This is a genomic window from Corynebacterium sp. HMSC078H07 (assembly GCF_001812805.1).
GTDB lineage: Bacteria > Actinomycetota > Actinomycetes > Mycobacteriales > Mycobacteriaceae > Corynebacterium.
This window is the reverse complement of record NZ_KV810454.1, coordinates 36,314-52,753: the sequence shown is the minus strand read 5'-3', so window position 1 is coordinate 52,753 and position 16,440 is coordinate 36,314. Positions and strand designations below refer to the sequence as shown.

Sequence of the window (16,440 nt, the reverse complement as noted above, 5' to 3'; positions counted from 1 at the left end):
CAACCGGGAGTCTCTAACAAGTACGCACCACTGACGTGGCGCCTACTCTTTTACCTTTATCCTGCGTTCGCGCTGAGCATAATCTCGTGAGCGACGCGGCTTCGGGTGGGAGAAACTCCGCTTGCGGCCCAAGTACCTCCTGGAGGAGGCGCTACGGGCGGTAGTGCCCACAACACTAACACCCACTGAGCTAGGAACCAAATCGCTGTGTCGAGGTGCGTGTCGCCGAGCTAGTAGCGGTGTCCCGTGTAGACGCCGAGCTGCTCACCGTCGCTGTGGCACTCGCCGTAGCGCTCGCGGAAGCCGTAGACTTCGGCTCACACTCCTTCACAGGCGTGAGCGCCCCGGCATCCAGGGCTTCTGTAACGGAACGATCCACCCCAGCAGCCAGCACGTTTAATGCAGGGATAGCCATTTCGGCGCTCTCACCGGGCATGGTGGCCTCGATGGCAAGGCCAATCGAGCCATCACTGCCGGCATCACGCACACCCACCTGGCGGTGTGTATAGCCGTTGTCCTCCTCAGACAGACCCCAACCACCTTTGGCACGAGTGTTGGGCAATTTATCTAAACCGTTGTCCTGCCACTCTACGATCTCATCCATGGCATCGTAGACGTACTCCGCTTCAGGTATGCACGGCAGGTGTGAGCCAAACACCGCTTGGTCCTTGAGCAACCAGCGCGAATACCCAAATGGTTCCTCCAGTTCACCAGTGGAGCCATAATCATCCAGAAGGTCTTTCAGTGCGCTGCTGGCATCGCCTTCGTTCCATTGCACATGGGACCACAAGGCGTAGGCGGCATCATTGTCTGACTCCTTGATGGCCAAGTCCACCAGGTCGGGACTTGCACCGTCGCGAAGCGCCGCGATGGCGATCGGAACCTTGACCGTGGACCACGTCGGCTCCTCTCCCGGCACACCCGCCTGCACGACTCCAGCGCTATCGGCCACAGCGATACCAGCCTTGATGTCGTACTCCTTGTACTCGCTCTCAACTTCGTTGATCACGTTGCGCAAAGCAACTTTCAGATCATAGTTGGAGGCTTGTTCAGATCCCTTAGCGTCTTGCTCGGAGGTCGCTTCAGCGCTTTGAGGGCCCTCGTCCGGCTTTGAGCAACCGCTGACAGTCGCACTAGTGGCAAGGCCCACAGCGAGCAGAACGGTGCCAAGGCGACCGCGTTCTTTTCTACTGAAGGTCACAAAACCTCCTTGAGGAAGCTGCCGGTGTAGGAACCTTCGACCTGGGCCACGTCTTCCGGGGTGCCTTGAGCCACGACGGTTCCGCCGCCGGAGCCACCCTCCGGCCCCATATCCACAATCCAGTCGGCAGCCTTGATGACATCGAGGTTGTGCTCGATGATGATGACCGAGTTGCCTTTATCCACGAGGCTCTGGATAACGAGCATGAGCTTGCGAATATCCTCAAAGTGCAGACCGGTGGTCGGCTCGTCGAGGATATAGACCGTGCGACCCTTCGTGCGCTTTTGCAGCTCGGAGGCCAGTTTCACGCGCTGGGCCTCGCCACCCGACAAGGTCGTAGCAGCCTGCCCCAAACGCACATAGCCCAATCCCACCTCGACCAAGGTATTGAGGTAGCGGTGGATAGATGTGATCGGTTCGAAGAACTCAGCTGCCTCTGTAATGGGCATGTCGAGGACCTCGGCGATGTTCTTGCCTTTATAGAGAACCTCGAGTGTCTCACGGTTGTAGCGCGCACCCTGGCATACCTCACACGGCACGTATACGTCCGGCAAGAAGTTCATCTCAATCTTGATGGTGCCGTCACCCTGGCACGCCTCGCAGCGCCCGCCCTTAACGTTGAAGGAGAAACGTCCCGGTTTATATCCGCGGACCTTCGCTTCTTGGGTCTCGGCGAAGAGGTTACGGATCTTGTCAAAGACACCCGTATACGTTGCCGGGTTGGAGCGCGGTGTGCGGCCAATGGGGCTCTGATCCACCTGCACCAGTTTGTCCAAGTGCTCAGTACCTTCCACGCGCTTGGCGCGGCCTGGTACCTGACGGGCACGGTTGAGCTTATTCGCCAGGGTCTTGGCCAGAATCTGGTTAACCACGGTGGACTTACCCGAACCGGACACACCCGTCACACACACGAGGACGCCCAGAGGGATCTCCACGTCAATCCCCTTCAGGTTATTCTCGCGCGCGCCGACCACCTTGAGCATACGGTCACGGTCAATCGCACGGCGCGAATCCGGCACGGCGAGTTCCTTGTGCCCAGAGAGATACTGTCCGGTGAGGGACTCCTCCACCTTCTCAATTCCGGCAGGTTCGCCTTGGTACACCACTTGGCCGCCGAATTCGCCAGCACGGGGTCCAACATCAACCAGCCAGTCAGCCTCCCGGATGGTGTCCTCATCGTGTTCAACCACGATGAGGGTGTTACCGATATCGCGCAGGCGTTTCAATGTTTTGATGAGACGCTGGTTATCGCGCTGGTGGAGGCCAATGGACGGCTCATCTAGCACATAGAGCACTCCCGCCAGGCCCGAGCCAATCTGAGTGGCGAGGCGAATACGCTGCGCCTCACCACCAGAAAGCGTCGAGGCACCTCGGTCCAAGGTGAGGTAGTTCAGGCCCACGTCGAGCAGGAATCGCAGACGTGCCTGAATCTCCTTGAGCACAGCACCGGCAATGATTTCTTCACGGTGGCCCAGAACCAACGAATCGAGGAACTCCGCGGCGTCCTCGATGGACAGCGAGCTCAAGCCAGCAATGGACTGCTCGCCATGCGCGGTCGAGGCCAAGCGCACGGCGAGAATCTCCGGCTTTAGGCGGGTACCACCACAGGTTGGGCACGGCACTCGGCGCGTGTATTGCAACAGGCGGTCCTTCTGCGATTCGGAATCCGTCTGTTCCAACTTGCGCTCAAGGAAGCCAATGGCACCTTCGAAAGGTGCGGACCAGTTGCGCTGGCGGCCGTAGCGGTTCTTGTAGCGCACCGTCACTTCGACGTCAGATCCGTAGATCAGTGCGTGGCGCTGTTCCTTAGTTAACTCTGAAACTGGAGTCTTCGGATCGAAACCTAGGGTCTTGCCCAGACCTTCCACCAGCTTGACAAAATAGCGTGAATTCGGGCTCGAGGTCCACGGTTGAATAGCCTCCACCGCTGGGGCATCCGGGTCCGGAATGAGCAGGTCCACGTCCACCTCAAGGCGCGTGCCTAGGCCATCACAGGCCGGGCAGGAACCGAAAGGTGCGTTAAAGGAAAAGGCACGCGGCTCGTATTCTTCCACTGTCAGCGTGTGGCCGTTCGGACAGGCGGCCTTCTCCGAGTAAGTGTGGGTCAGCTCTTCACGGTCAACGAAATCGAGGGTCACGAGGCCGTCGGCAAGCCGCAGCGCCGTCTCTACCGAGTCAGTAAGGCGCTGCTTCTGGGAAGCCTTGACTTGCAGACGGTCCACCACAACGTCGATATCGTGCTTGATTTGTTTCTTGAGCTGGGGCGGATCGCTGAGCTGATGCAGCTCACCATCGACGCGCACGCGGGAGTAGCCCTGCGCCGCCAAGTCCTTGAACAAATCCACAAACTCGCCCTTGCGACGCCGCACCACCGGTGCCAGAACCTGGAACTTTAGCTTTTCTTCTTGGCCCAGCACTTCGTCCACGATTTGTTGCGGAGTTTGGCGTTCAATAACCGCGTCACATTCCGGGCAGTGCGGGGTACCTGCACGAGAGAAGAGCAAGCGCAGGTAGTCGTAGATTTCCGTAATCGTACCGACGGTGGAGCGCGGGTTGTGATTGGTGGACTTCTGATCGATGGAGACAGCCGGGGACAGCCCGTCAATAAACTCCACGTCCGGTTTGTCCATCTGGCCCAAGAACATGCGCGCATAGGAGCTCAAGGACTCCACGTAGCGGCGCTGGCCTTCGGCAAAAATGGTGTCGAAGGCTAGGGAGGACTTGCCTGAGCCCGACAAGCCGGTAAACACCACGAGCTTGTCGCGCGGGATATCGATATCCACGCCTTTGAGGTTGTGCTCACGTGCGCCTCGTACGACCAAACGATCAGCCACTGATTGTTGCCTTCCTACGCAAGTAAATATTGGCTATGGGAGTTATGGATCAGAATCTACCCGTAAGGTGGGATACATGAACAACGCGGTTGAACTTCATAAAATTTCCGTTTCCGAGATGGACAACCAGTGTTACCTGCTCTGTGCAGGTAATGAGGCGTTGCTTGTCGACGCCTCAGCGGACGCCCCCGCTCTCCTCTCCCTCGCTGAAGACCATGGGGTCACCATCACCGCTGTGCTCACCACACACCGTCATTGGGACCACGTCCGCGCTCTCGAAGAGGTCTTGGACAAGACCGGGGCGACTCACTACGCATCCTTCCTCGACTCCCCCGCCCTCCCAGCGCCTGTCGACGTAGAACTGGAGCACGGAGATACTCTCCCCTTCGCCGGGCACGAGTTCCCCGTCCTTATCCTCAGGGGCCATACTCCCGGTGGCGCCGCAATAGCCGTCGAGATCGATGGTGTGACGAACCTATTCGTCGGCGATTCGCTCTTCCCTGGAGGCGTGGGAAAAACGACGTCGGAGGGAGACTTCATGCGCCTCTACAAGGATGTCACCCAAAAGATTTTTGATGTCTACCCGGACGAGGCAATCGTTCGCCCCGGACATGGAGACTCCACCACCGTGGGTGCTGAGCGCCCGCACTTGGAAGAGTGGTGGGAGCGCCGGTGGTAGCAGCGATTGTTGTTTAATCCGCGTACTATAGTGTGGCGAACGTCTTTATATATCTAATGAATGGAGCACGTCATGATTCGTAAGCTTGCCCGTCCTATGCTGGCCTCCGTGTTTGTCTGGGATGGTGTGGATACCCTCCGCAACACCTCGGAGCACGTCGCGGACACCGAGTCCGTGCTCAAGCGTCTTCGCAAGGTGCTGCCCCGAGAGTACGCAGGCTACATCCCCAATGATCCAGAGCTCGTTACCCGCGCGCTGGGCGGGGCTAAGACTGCTGCCGGCACCACCCTGGCTCTGGGTAAGGCTCCGCGCACATCGGCTGCTGTGCTGGCTTTGACCCACGTTCCGAACCTCGTGGGCAATGCATTTTGGTCCGCTGATTCCAAGGAGGAGAAGGAATCTCAGCGCACTAATTTCCTCACCAACACTGCTCTGCTGGGTGCCCTTGCCATCGTTACCCAGGACACCGAGGGCAAGCCTTCCTTGCGCTGGCGTACCGCTAAGGCTTCCGAGCGCGCCAATAAGAAGATTCAGGCTGCGCTGCCGGGTAAGTCTGAGCAGCAGAAGTTCGCGGAGGACGTGTCCAACCGCGCCAGCGACATCTCCTCTGAAGTCACTTCTAAGGCCAATGACTGGTTCGAGACCGCCAAGGATTACGTCGAGGACAACCGTGATGACTGGGAGTCCACCGGCCGTGACTTCCTCGATAGCGCCCGCTCCTTCGTCGAAGAAACTGCTGAGACCGCTCGCGAATTCTTCGACGACAACAAGGATGACTGGCTCAATGCTGCTCGTGACAACACCGAAACCGCTCGCAAGGGTCTGGTGAAGGCCGCTGGCAAGGCTCAGGATCGCGCTGATGCTGCCCTGGCGCAGGTCGACAACGTCGACAGCAAGCGTGCCCAGAAGAAGGCCCGCAAGCGTGCCGACAAGCTACAGAAGGAAGCCACCAAGAAGCTGGACAAGGCCTTCGAGAAGTTCGGTGACCGTTTCTAAACGCCACGCCTAAGCTGCGGATAGTCCCCCGCACAATCACTGCACTTCTCAGTGCGGTGGAGAGGACAACGGCTCAGCGAGTATGCTGGGCCGTTGTCTTTTTTCATGTCCCTCTCTGCGCCTCTGTTGCACGAGAAGCCGTCATACGCGTCCAAGGAGCCTTGTGTCTGAATCTTCAACTGCGACTCACACCGAGATTTCCGCCGAGCAGTCATACGTCGATGGCCTCTTTGCACGCCTCGACAACGAGGTGCAGACAGCGAATGAGCGCCTCAATGAGGTGCAGGCAGCCGTGGACCCGCATACGCCGGACGCGGATGCACTCGTGCGCCGTGAAACGGAGTACCACGGTTTGCAGGCGAAGCTTGACCGGCTCAATGTCGCCCAACTCGGCCTCGTCTTCGGCCGCATCGATATCGATGCCCCAGGTGATAACCCAACCCCAGAAGGTCTGGATCGCCGCTACATCGGCCGCATGGGCCTAGATGCCCGCGAAGAGGACTATCGCACGCTTCTTCTGGACTGGCGCGCACCAATGGCCCGCCCCTTCTACCTCGCTACCACCGCGCACCCGGAGGGCGTGCACGTGCGCCGCCATATCCGCACGACCGGCCGGACCGTCACCGGCATTAGTGATGAAGTTTTGGAAGGTGAAGCCAGCATTGAAAGCAGCGATGTGGCCAGCGAATCTGCCCTGCACCACGTCATGCACCGTGCCCGCACCGGGCACATGCCGTCCATCGTGGAGACCATCCAACGCGAACAGGATGAGATCATTCGCGATAGCACCCGTGGTGTCATGGTCGTCGAAGGCGGCCCTGGCACCGGCAAGACGGCGGTGGCGCTGCACCGAGTAGCGTACCTACTCTACGCCTACCGCGAACAGCTCTCCGCTACAGGTGTGCTCATCGTGGGGCCCAACTCCACATTTCTCGAGTACATCTCCCGAGTGCTGCCGGAGCTCGGTGAGACCGGTGTCGTCTTATCCACCATTGCCTCCCTTTTCCCTGGCATCGACGCTACCCACTCGGAGTCTTTACTGGCTCGCGAGATCAAGGGCTCTGACGCCATGGCGGAAATTCTGTCGAATGCTGTTAAGGACTACCAGCGTCTTCCGGACGAACCTCGCACCGTTGATATCGATGGCCTCGAGCTCATCGTCACCGCAGACATGGTCAAGGCGGCTCGTACCCGTGCCCGGCGCTCCCGCAAGCCCCATAACGATGCCCAGGCAGCGTTTGCTGAGCATCTCATCGAATCTTTAGCGCAACACATGGCGCAGCGCATCGGCGCGGATCCGCTGGGTGGGGAGAATCTGCTCTCCCGCGCGGACGTGGACCAGCTCCACGATGACTTGGCTGAAGAGCCACTCGTCACAGAACTCATCGAGGAGTTCTGGCCGCACCTGTCCCCCACGGAGGTGCTTGCGGAGCTGCTCAGCAGCACTGCACGTATCGACTCCGCTGCTAGCGCATATGATGATGAAACCCGTGAGGCCCTTTTCCGTGAGGACGGAACTGCGTGGACGCCGTCGGACGCAGCGCTTCTCGACGAACTCGCTGTACTCATCGGCATGCCGGATCCGGAGGCTGAGCGCGCCGCCGAGGATAAGCAGTGGCGTGAACAGGTGGCCGAGGCCGAGGATGCACTCGATATCTTGAGCTCCTCCGATTCGACAGATAACGATGACGACATGTTCGAGGCGGAAATTCTCTCCGCCCACGACGTTATCGATGCCGAGCATCTTGCGCGCCGTCAGGAGGTGCGTGATTCTCGTACGACTGCTCAGCGAGCCCGCGAGGACTACACGTGGGCCTATGGCCACGTCATTGTGGATGAAGCACAGGAGCTTACTCCGATGGAGTGGCGCATGATTTTCCGCCGCAGCCCATCGCGGTGGATGACGCTTGTGGGTGATACTTCTCAGACCGGCTCCCCAGCCGGCGTCGATGATTGGACAGAAACGCTTGAACCTTTTGTGGGCAATCGCTTCCGGCAGCACGGCCTCACGGTCAATTACCGCACGCCACGCCCCATCACGGAGCTGGCCAATCAACTTTTGGAAGAGATCAACCCGGGGGCCACGCCTAGTATTGCCGTACGCGATGGCGTCGACGTCATGTGGCGTAGCAGCCACATGAGCGAGGATACGGTACGGGACACACCAGGGACATTCACTGATTCTGAAGGCCGCCTACATGCGGTCATTACCGCGGACAATGTGGAGGAAATCAAAGGCCTCGAGTTTGACCACGTCGACGTAGTTCACCCCGATGACATCGTGGCAGCCTCGCCCCAAGGAATGCACAACCTTTATGTGGCCATTACCCGCGCGACGCAGTCATTGACCATCTCCGGCCGCTACTCGGAGGTTTTCCGATAATCTGGTGCGCATGGCACTTTCCGATATCGCCCGCAAGATAGAATTCTCCACCAATTCCTTCACGTTAAAGCGTTCGGCACGTCAAGGATGGCGGCCTTCCGTCACTGGCTATTCTGGGTACGGTAATGCCGACTTTGTGCACGTTTTGGGCCGCGTGCTGATGCACGATCCCGAATCGGAAAACTCTGGAACATGGGCGCAGCGCGGCTACCGCCAGTTCTTCACCATTCAGGTACCGCGCCATGAGGTGGAGGTCACCGTCGGTGGAAAGACAGTGACAGGTACGACCAACCATAACGGCTATATTGACGTCCTCGTCCACAATCACGGCCTCGTGCCCGGTTGGCACGAGGTCACCATCCGTGCGAAAGGCGCAGATGAAGTTACCGCGGATGTGCTCATCGTGGGGGAAGACACCGAGCTTGGTGTGGTGAGCGATATCGATGACACCATCATGGTGACGTGGCTACCGCGTGCCATGATCGCTGCGTGGAACTCGTGGGTCAAGCGCACCGATACGCGCACTCCCGTAGCGGGTATGGCCCGCTTTTATCGGAAGGTCGCTGAAGAGCACCCCGGAGTGCCGTTCATTTACCTCTCTACTGGTGCGTGGAACACGTATGACACCTTGGTGACCTTCATGGAGGAAAATGGCTTCCCGCGTGGCCCGCTCTTGCTTACGGACTGGGGCCCTACCCCTACAGGGCTCTTCCGCAACGGTCAGGAACACAAACGTGTGCAACTGCGCAATCTGTTCATTGCCTACCCGAAATTACGGTGGCTGCTCATTGGCGATGACGGCCAGCACGATCCCTTGACCTACGCCGATGCAGTAGCCGAACACCCAGACCGAGTGGCAGCAGTGGCGATTCGCAATCTTTCGCCGCAAGAGCAACTGCTCTCCCACGGCTCACTCGCACCGCTGGTCAAGGCAAACGAGACGGGGTCTTTTGACATCCCGCTCATTCAAGGTGCCGATGGTCATGTTCTCGCCCGTGCCTTCCGCACCCTCCGTCTGTAGGCTTGCCTTCCACAAAACAAAGTGCGCGGCTCCCCCCTAGCCGAAGGGAGGGGGAACCGCGCGCTCAACAATGCGTCTTAGCTGACGGTGTGGACGATCATCACGTCGCAGTCAGACTGGCGAGCCACATCAGCCGGAACGGAGCCCAGCAGGCGACCGGTCAGAGAGTTGATTCCGCGGTTACCCACGATGAGCAGGTCAGCCTTGTTGTCGTTGACGATGGACATCAGTGCCTGAACCGGGGTGCCCGGGCGAACAGCGGTCTCGACCTTTGTCGCACCGAACTGCTCCGCGTGCTCCTTGCCAGCGGTGAGGTTTGCCTGAGCCTTTTCATCACCAAGGATGGTTACGGAATCCTGACGCAGAGTCTTGGACGCCTGCTCCTGGTTCTCGTAGTATGCACAGCCGATGATGAGGGTGGCATCGAAGGCTGCAGCGATCTTGGCAGCGCGCTCCACTGCAAGCAGGGAGGACTTGGAACCGTCGGTACCGACCACGATCTTGTTGTAATCGCTCATGATGACCTTTCTTCGCGAGCCCTCACGCACACGGGGCTCGGTTGACAATCAAATAAAGTTTTCGCGCACCCGCTAGTCTAACAACGCGAGCGCCACGACGTCGATTAGATCCTAGTCCTCGGTGGTGTTAACCACAACGACGTCTGCATGCGCCTTGCGGGTCAATTCCGTCGCCACTGAACCGAAGACTCGGCCGCGCACCGAATGGATGCCTTTATTACCCACGACGAACAGGTCAACGTTGTAATCGCGGCCCACCTCGATGAGGGCGTTAACAGGGTCGCCCGACTTCGCGATGATGTCGATATGCTTCGCTCCCTCATTGTGCGCAATTTCAGCGGCGTTGTTGAGGTAGCTTTCGGACATCTCCTCGCTGACCACTGGCAAGCGAGCATCCTCCGAGTTCGGGGCGCCCAACATGGAACCGGAGTGGTTGTAGAACGCAGAAACGATGATCAGGGTGGCGTCGTAGGCACGGGCCATCGATGCGGCGGACTGTACCGCACGCAGGGACGTTTTCGAACCATCAGTGCCGACGGCGATAACGTTATAGCTCAGCATAATTCTCCTTATAAGTAGCGTTTAATCTGTTTCTAGTATGACACGCCAGCCCATAATGAGGGCGCTCATTTTCACCTAAATTCCCGCTTCCTTGAGGCCGCGCTGTTCCTTCTTCAAATCCGCGATCTCGTCGCGCAGTCGTCCCGCCAACTCGAACTTGAGCTCGCGTGCGGCGTCCCGCATTTGGGTCGTGAGGTCGTCGATAAGCGCCTGCACCTCATCGGCTGCCATAGTGGACACATCGCGCTTCTCGACGATTGCCGTCGGGTCCGCATCCGCACCATCCTCAGCACCGTCACCGTCCTCGTAGACTTGGTCGAGAATATCCGCGATCTTCTTGCGCAGTGGCTGAGGATCAATGCCGTGCTCGGTGTTATAGGCAATCTGCTTCTCGCGGCGTCGCTCGGTTTCCTCGATAGCCTCCTGCATCGAGTCCGTAATCTTGTCTGCATACATGATGACCTCACCGGAGACATTTCGGGCAGCGCGGCCGATGGTCTGAATGAGGGATGTTGTCGAGCGCAGGAATCCTTCCTTATCGGCATCGAGGATGGCCACGAGGGACACCTCAGGGAGGTCAAGGCCCTCACGCAGCAGGTTGATGCCGACGAGCACATCGAATTCTCCCAAGCGCAACTGCCGCAACAGCTCCACTCGCTGCAAGGTATCGATATCAGAGTGCAGGTAGCGGACCTTGATGCCGTGCTCCAGCAAATAGTCGGTCAAGTCCTCCGCCATGCGTTTGGTCAAGGTAGTAACAAGGACGCGCTCCTGCTTGGCGGTGCGGGCACGGACCTCGTCAATAAGATCGTCGATCTGCCCCTTTGTGGGTTTCACCGTCACCTTCGGATCCACCAGGCCGGTCGGGCGAATGACCTGCTCCACAAACTCGCCGCCGGAGGCCGTCATCTCAAAATCACCAGGCGTCGCCGACATGTAAACGGTTTGTCCCACGCGGTCCTCAAACTCATCGAAGGTCAACGGGCGGTTATCCACCGCCGAGGGCAGGCGGAAGCCAAACTCCACGAGGTTGCGCTTGCGGGCCATGTCGCCCTCAAACATGCCGCCAATCTGCGGCACGGTGACGTGGGACTCGTCGATGATGGTGAGGAAGTCTTCCGGGAAGTAATCCAACAGCGTCGCCGGTGCCGAGCCAGCTGGGCGGCCATCGACGTGGCGGGAGTAGTTCTCAATTCCGGAGCAGAAGCCAACTTGCTCGATCATTTCCAGGTCGTACTCGGTGCGCATGCGGAGGCGCTGTGCCTCAAGCAACTTGCCGCGGTTTTCCAAGTCCGCGAGTCTCTCCGCCAGCTCTTCCTTGATGTCCTCGATGGCGCGGGCCATGCGTTCTGGCCCGGCGACATAGTGCGTCGCTGGGAAGATACGGACTTCGTCGACGCGCTCAAGGACATCACCGGTCAACGGGTGAATGTAGTAGAGCTCATCCACGTCATCGCCGAAGAACTCGATACGCACCGCGCGTTCCTCGTAGGCGGGGATGATATCCACGGTGTCACCTTTGACGCGGAAGGTACCGCGGGTAAAGCCCACATCATTGCGCTCGTACTGAATATCAACGAGGAGGCGCAAGAAGCGGTCGCGGTCAATTTCCTCGCCTTCCTCAAGCACCACGGAACGGTCCAGGTAGGACTGCGGAGTACCGAGACCATAAATGCACGAGACGGAGGACACCACGACGACATCACGGCGCGAGAGCAGCGCCGAGGTGGCGGAGTGGCGCAGGCGCTCCACGTCCTCATTGATCGAGGAATCCTTCTCAATGTAGGTATCGGTTTGCGCGATGTAGGCCTCAGGTTGGTAGTAGTCGTAGTAGGACACGAAATACTCGACGGCATTGTGAGGCAGCAGCTGGCGCAGCTCGTTAGCCAGCTGCGCTGCCAGTGTCTTGTTCGGCGCCATGACCAAGGTGGGACGCTGCTGCTTCTCGATCAGCCACGCGGCAGTAGCGGACTTACCCGTGCCGGTAGCACCCATGAGGACAACGTCCCGCTCGCCGCGCGTGAGACGCTCATCTAGTTCTGCAATAGCTGCTGGCTGGTCACCAGCGGGTTGGTACTCTGATTCGACCTTGAACTCGCCGGAACGGCGCTCGACTTCACCGACGGGGCGGTGTTCAGAAACGGGCAGGATGGGATGTTCAGCAGCGAAAGCCATGCCGACCAGTCTAACGCGTCTTTAGGGCAAGGCGGCACGCGTCGAGCGCAGCCAGTCCTCCAGCTCACCCGTGGTCTCCCAGAGGGCATACACCGGAGAGGAATCAGGTTCCATCGCTCGATTCATTCGCTTGCGCAACCAAGCCTTCGTTTGCGGGGTACGCAGCTGGCGCACATCACCGAGGCACAAGCCGGCGGGAAGTTTATCGGGCGGCGTCGTGGCGAGCGCTCCGAGCGCAATGATGACTTCCGCATCATCAACATCGAGGGGTGTGTCTACACAGCTGCGTTTGAAGTTCTCGAGATCGAAGGAGCCATCACGAATGTCCGCGAGCACTGCGCACGCGGCGTGATTATCGAATGGTCCAACATCCCAGGTTCCCATGGAGGATGAGACTAAGCAGTGAATATGAACGACGCGGGAGCGAAAGGTAAATTTTGTCTACCAAGTCCTTTAAATGTTGCTGCGCTGCTTTAGAATCGGCAGGCATGAAGTTTCGTTCCCTTGCTAGTGCGGTAACCGTCACCGCTCTCCTCCCCGTTGCCCTCATTGCCCAAGCCCCACACGCCCTGGCTGCTCCCTGCACGCCATACTCCAAGTCCGGCAGTTTCACTTCGAAGCCGGCTGGCCCCGCGGGTGGTTCCTCATTGGGCGGACTAAGTGCGCTGTTCAATGGCTCGTCCAAGCCGTCGCAGTCCGAGCGCTCCACTAGTGGCCAGCGCAGCAACTATAACCAGCGTCAAATCACCGGCGGCCCTACCCAAATCATGCAGCTCATCACCGGCGCAGGCTCGCCCAACCGTACCGACCTGGACTTCGACGTCTCCGGTACGGACCTCGGCATTGCCTACGCTGATGGTGATGGGCGTTCCTACTATGTCTTTGGAGACACCATGGATTGTGTCAGCGAAGGCGATGGCTGGCGTTCCAATGTCATTCTGCGGACCACCGACCAGGATTACGGCGACGGGCTGCGTCTCGATGAAGCACTGACCAACAGCGGCTGGTCAGGCTCTGGACGCGCCAAGGAATTCATTCCCTCCCAAAAAGTCGGTGATGCTGACATGAACGGTGAGCGCACGACCATCCCAACTGCTGGCATTGCAGTCGACGGTGTGCACTACATCGACTACATGTCGGTGCGCTCCTGGCATGACCCGAAGACCGGCTGGTCCACCAACTATGCCGCAACGGTGAAGTCCACCGATGGCGGCGTTACCTGGCACGCAGTTCCGGAGGCTACCCGCACCAATGCCAGCCACGGCGCGAACGCGCCTATCCCCGGCGGGGCAAACTACCAGGACGGCTTTGAGAAACTCCAGCAGTCGGCCTACGTCGAACACGGCGACTACGTCTACCGCTTCACCACCGGGCAAGGCCGCCGCGGGCCGGCGTACCTCTCCCGCGCGCTTAAGTCTGAGTTCCCCAACGAAGATGCCTTCGCTTACTACGCTGACGGTTCCTGGGTGGAGGATCCATCCCAGGCGAGCGTCGTGCTGGACGGCAAGGTCTCTGAGCTCTCCGTAGCCTACAACGACTACCTAGGAAAGTTCGTCACGATGTACGGCGTCGAGGGCGAAGGAATTGTGATGCGCACAGCAGATTCCCCTGAGGGCCCGTGGTCCGCACGCCGCAAGCTTGTCGACGAATCCACGGCCAAGGTCATCAGTGGCGAGCCACTGAATGACACGTACGCGCCCTACGTTCTGCCTAACCAAGATGACCAGCACCTCTACTACACGCTGACCTCATGGCGTGATTACAACACCATGCTCATGCGCACCGACCTCGATTTCGTGGGCGAGGACATGGAGAACAACGACCACATTGCCGTCTCTGACGTCGTAGAAACGCGCTAGCTAAAGCGACGCTTCAGCTCCTCAACGGCCTCCGCAACCTGCGCATCCAGCGCTTCGCGGGGGCCGTTGTTGTCGATAAGCAGGTCGGCCGCAGCACGACGAACATCATCGGGAATCTGAGCCGCAATGCGGCGGCGTGCATCTTCCTCCTCAAGCCCCCGAAACTCCACGAGGCGGCGCACGCGTTCTTCCACGTCGACATCCACGACGATGGTGGCGTCCATGTCCTTATGCAATCCGTTGTCCACCAACAGAGGCATGTCGTAGACGACAAACTCCTCACCTGCGCGGCGGGCAGCGTCGAAACGAGCTTGAGTTTCCTCGTGGATACGTGGATGGGTAATGGAATTGAGGAGGTCGGTCTTCTCCCGGCTTGCAAAGGCACGGGAAGCGAGCAGGCCCCTATCGAGCGTGCCGTCTGCACGCAAAATGTCCTCCCCAAAAGCCTCCGCCAGCTCCGCTAGGGCGGGCTGACCAGGTTCGACGATGTCGCGGGCGATCCGGTCGGCGTCGACAAGCACCCAGCCCTGCTCCTCCAACAACTGTGCCACTGTGGATTTGCCGCTTCCGATTCCACCGGTGAGTCCAATGAGTTTCATACCGGCCCACGATACGCCAGTAGATGCACCAAGGCCGCCTCTCCCGCAGTGCGGGGAGAGACGGCCTTGTGAACTCAGACGCTCACGCGCACGAAACGTGGAGCGTCGACGAGTTGGGTTTAGTTGCCTGCGAGCTTGTCGCGCAGAGCAGCGAGCTGCTCGTCGGATGCGAGGGAACCGCCAACCTCTGCCTCAGTCTCGGATGCCGGAGCTGCATCCTGGGACTCGGAGGAGTAGTTGGAGTTGTCCGCAGCGGACTCAGCGGCCTCAGCAGCTGCGGCACGATTGCGCTCGATCTGAGCGGTGTGCAGGTTGAAGCGACGCTCGGACTCGGCGTAGCGAGCCTCCCAAGCCTGGCGCTGCTCGTCGAAGCCTTCCTTCCACTCGTTGGTCTCCGGATCGAAGCCCTCGGGGAAGACGTAGTTGCCCTGCTCATCGTAGGAGTCAGCCATGCCGTACTTGGACGGATCGAACTCGTCGGTGTAGTCCTCATCTGCCTGCTTAACGGACAGGGAGATACGACGACGCTCGAGGTCGATGTCGATGACCTTGACCATGACTTCCTGGCCAACGGTGACAACCTGGTCCGGAACCTCCACGTGGCGCTGAGCCAGCTCGGAGATGTGGACGAGGCCCTCGATGCCCTCCTCGACGCGTACGAAGGCGCCGAACGGTACGAGCTTGGTGACCTTGCCCGGGACGATCTGGCCCACAGCGTGGGTGCGGGCGAAGACGCGCCACGGATCTTCCTGGGTGGCCTTAAGGGACAGGGACACGCGCTCGCGGTCCAGGTCGACGTCGAGAACCTCGACGGTGACCTCGTCGCCCACGGTGACAACCTCGGACGGGTGGTCGATGTGCTTCCAGGACAGCTCGGAAACGTGAACCAGGCCGTCGACACCGCCGAGATCGACGAAGGCGCCGAAGTTGACGATGGAGGAAACAACGCCCTTGCGGACCTGGCCCTTCTGCAGCTGGTGCAGGAACTCGGAGCGGACCTCAGACTGGGTCTGCTCGAGGTAAGCACGGCGGGACAGAACGACGTTATTGCGCTGCTTGTCCAGCTCGATGATCTTGGCCTCGAGCTCCTGGCCGATGTACGGCTCCAGGTCGCGAACGCGGCGCATCTCAACGAGGGAAGCCGGAAGGAAGCCACGGAGGCCGATGTCGAGGATGAGACCACCCTTGACAACCTCGATGACGGTACCGGTAACCGGCTCTTCCTTGGCGTGCAGCTCTTCGACGGCGCCCCAAGCACGCTCGTACTGTGCGCGCTTCTTGGACAGGATCAGACGGCCTTCCTTGTCCTCCTTGGTGAGAACAAGTGCGTCGATCTCGTCGCCGACCTCGACAACCTCATCCGGGTTGACGTCGTGCTTGATGGAAAGCTCGCGGGACGGGATGACGCCCTCGGTCTTGTAACCGATGTCGAGCAGGACCTCGTCGTGGTCAACCTTGACCACGGTGCCCTCGACGATGTCACCATCGTTGAAGTACTTGATGGTGGCGTCGACAGCTGCGAGGAAGTCCTCTGCGGTTCCGATGTCGTTGATCGCAACCTGAGGGGTGTTAGAAGTTGGCATGTAGTTATGCTCCGAAGTGACGTAGGAGATC

General features: G+C 59.5%; 13 protein-coding genes. 5 read left to right on the top strand and 8 right to left on the bottom strand.

Annotated features, from left to right (window positions below):
- Positions 1-190: 190 nt before the first annotated feature.
- Together HMPREF2875_RS02920 and uvrA are read right to left on the bottom strand one after the other, a co-directional pair.
- Positions 191-1,201, bottom strand: a complete 1,011-nt coding sequence (locus HMPREF2875_RS02920; RefSeq protein ID WP_141754553.1) for an S-adenosylmethionine synthetase — start codon at positions 1,199-1,201, stop codon at positions 191-193.
- Positions 1,198-4,035, bottom strand: coding sequence for an excinuclease ABC subunit UvrA (gene uvrA / locus HMPREF2875_RS02915; protein ID WP_070670076.1), 2,838 nt, complete (start codon positions 4,033-4,035; stop codon positions 1,198-1,200). Before uvrA ends, HMPREF2875_RS02920 begins: the two co-directional genes overlap by 4 nt.
- Positions 4,036-4,111: 76 nt before the next feature.
- Between uvrA and HMPREF2875_RS02910 the strand changes: the two genes are divergently transcribed.
- The 4 genes from HMPREF2875_RS02910 (at position 4,112) to HMPREF2875_RS02895 (ending at position 9,114) form a co-directional block, all read left to right on the top strand.
- On the top strand, positions 4,112-4,714 hold the full coding sequence (locus tag HMPREF2875_RS02910; protein ID WP_070670074.1) for an MBL fold metallo-hydrolase: 603 nt from the start codon (positions 4,112-4,114) through the stop codon (positions 4,712-4,714).
- Positions 4,715-4,786: 72 nt separating this feature from the next.
- Positions 4,787-5,710 (top strand): DoxX family protein, encoded by a 924-nt coding sequence (locus HMPREF2875_RS02905; RefSeq protein ID WP_070670072.1) that lies wholly within the window; start codon positions 4,787-4,789, stop codon positions 5,708-5,710.
- A gap of 163 nt (positions 5,711-5,873) precedes the next feature.
- Positions 5,874-8,093: a HelD family protein gene (locus HMPREF2875_RS02900; protein ID WP_070670070.1), complete on the top strand. Its 2,220-nt coding sequence runs from the start codon at positions 5,874-5,876 to the stop codon at positions 8,091-8,093.
- A 10-nt stretch (positions 8,094-8,103) separates the two neighbouring features.
- The gene (locus HMPREF2875_RS02895) at positions 8,104-9,114 is read left to right on the top strand and encodes an App1 family protein (protein WP_070670068.1); all 1,011 of its coding nucleotides are present in this window, start codon (positions 8,104-8,106) and stop codon (positions 9,112-9,114) included.
- A 77-nt stretch (positions 9,115-9,191) separates the two neighbouring features.
- On the opposite strand, the gene HMPREF2875_RS02890 is transcribed toward HMPREF2875_RS02895, so the two are convergent.
- The 4 genes from HMPREF2875_RS02890 to HMPREF2875_RS02875 all read right to left on the bottom strand — a co-directional run bounded on the left by HMPREF2875_RS02890 (position 9,192) and on the right by HMPREF2875_RS02875 (position 12,752).
- Positions 9,192-9,632 (bottom strand): universal stress protein, encoded by a 441-nt coding sequence (locus HMPREF2875_RS02890; RefSeq protein ID WP_070670066.1) that lies wholly within the window; start codon positions 9,630-9,632, stop codon positions 9,192-9,194.
- Between the two features lie 111 nt (positions 9,633-9,743).
- On the bottom strand, positions 9,744-10,193 hold the full coding sequence (locus tag HMPREF2875_RS02885; protein ID WP_070670064.1) for a universal stress protein: 450 nt from the start codon (positions 10,191-10,193) through the stop codon (positions 9,744-9,746).
- Between the two features lie 75 nt (positions 10,194-10,268).
- A complete protein-coding gene (gene uvrB, locus HMPREF2875_RS02880) occupies positions 10,269-12,368 on the bottom strand; it encodes an excinuclease ABC subunit UvrB (protein WP_070670062.1) in 2,100 nt (699 codons plus the stop codon).
- A gap of 21 nt (positions 12,369-12,389) precedes the next feature.
- Positions 12,390-12,752 carry a DUF4259 domain-containing protein gene (locus HMPREF2875_RS02875; RefSeq protein WP_070670060.1) on the bottom strand — a complete coding sequence of 121 codons (363 nt, stop codon included), beginning with the start codon at positions 12,750-12,752 and terminating at the stop codon, positions 12,390-12,392.
- A 104-nt stretch (positions 12,753-12,856) separates the two neighbouring features.
- Between HMPREF2875_RS02875 and HMPREF2875_RS02870 the strand changes: the two genes are divergently transcribed.
- Positions 12,857-14,227, top strand: a complete 1,371-nt coding sequence (locus HMPREF2875_RS02870; RefSeq protein ID WP_070670058.1) for a DUF4185 domain-containing protein — start codon at positions 12,857-12,859, stop codon at positions 14,225-14,227.
- Here HMPREF2875_RS02870 and coaE read toward each other — a convergent pair.
- Together coaE and rpsA are read right to left on the bottom strand one after the other, a co-directional pair.
- Positions 14,224-14,826 (bottom strand): dephospho-CoA kinase, encoded by a 603-nt coding sequence (gene coaE / locus HMPREF2875_RS02865; RefSeq protein WP_070670056.1) that lies wholly within the window; start codon positions 14,824-14,826, stop codon positions 14,224-14,226. The genes HMPREF2875_RS02870 and coaE overlap by 4 nt on opposite strands.
- 119 nt (positions 14,827-14,945) lie before the next feature.
- Positions 14,946-16,409, bottom strand: coding sequence for a 30S ribosomal protein S1 (gene rpsA / locus HMPREF2875_RS02860; RefSeq protein ID WP_070670054.1), 1,464 nt, complete (start codon positions 16,407-16,409; stop codon positions 14,946-14,948).
- Positions 16,410-16,440: the final 31 nt, after the last annotated feature.

Bases quoted from the DNA above. Each gene is read 5' to 3' on its own strand.
- HMPREF2875_RS02895 (WP_070670068.1), top strand. From the start codon at position 8,104: ATGGCACTTTCCGATATCGCCCGCAAGATAGAATTCTCCACCAATTCC.
- rpsA (WP_070670054.1), bottom strand. From the start codon at position 16,409: ATGCCAACTTCTAACACCCCTCAGGTTGCGATCAACGACATCGGAACC.
- HMPREF2875_RS02875 (WP_070670060.1), bottom strand. From the start codon at position 12,752: ATGGGAACCTGGGATGTTGGACCATTCGATAATCACGCCGCGTGCGCA.
- HMPREF2875_RS02910 (WP_070670074.1), top strand. From the start codon at position 4,112: ATGAACAACGCGGTTGAACTTCATAAAATTTCCGTTTCCGAGATGGAC.
- HMPREF2875_RS02890 (WP_070670066.1), bottom strand. From the start codon at position 9,632: ATGAGCGATTACAACAAGATCGTGGTCGGTACCGACGGTTCCAAGTCC.
- HMPREF2875_RS02885 (WP_070670064.1), bottom strand. From the start codon at position 10,193: ATGCTGAGCTATAACGTTATCGCCGTCGGCACTGATGGTTCGAAAACG.
- uvrB (WP_070670062.1), bottom strand. From the start codon at position 12,368: ATGGCTTTCGCTGCTGAACATCCCATCCTGCCCGTTTCTGAACACCGC.
- coaE (WP_070670056.1), bottom strand. From the start codon at position 14,826: ATGAAACTCATTGGACTCACCGGTGGAATCGGAAGCGGCAAATCCACA.
- HMPREF2875_RS02870 (WP_070670058.1), top strand. From the start codon at position 12,857: ATGAAGTTTCGTTCCCTTGCTAGTGCGGTAACCGTCACCGCTCTCCTC.
- HMPREF2875_RS02905 (WP_070670072.1), top strand. From the start codon at position 4,787: ATGATTCGTAAGCTTGCCCGTCCTATGCTGGCCTCCGTGTTTGTCTGG.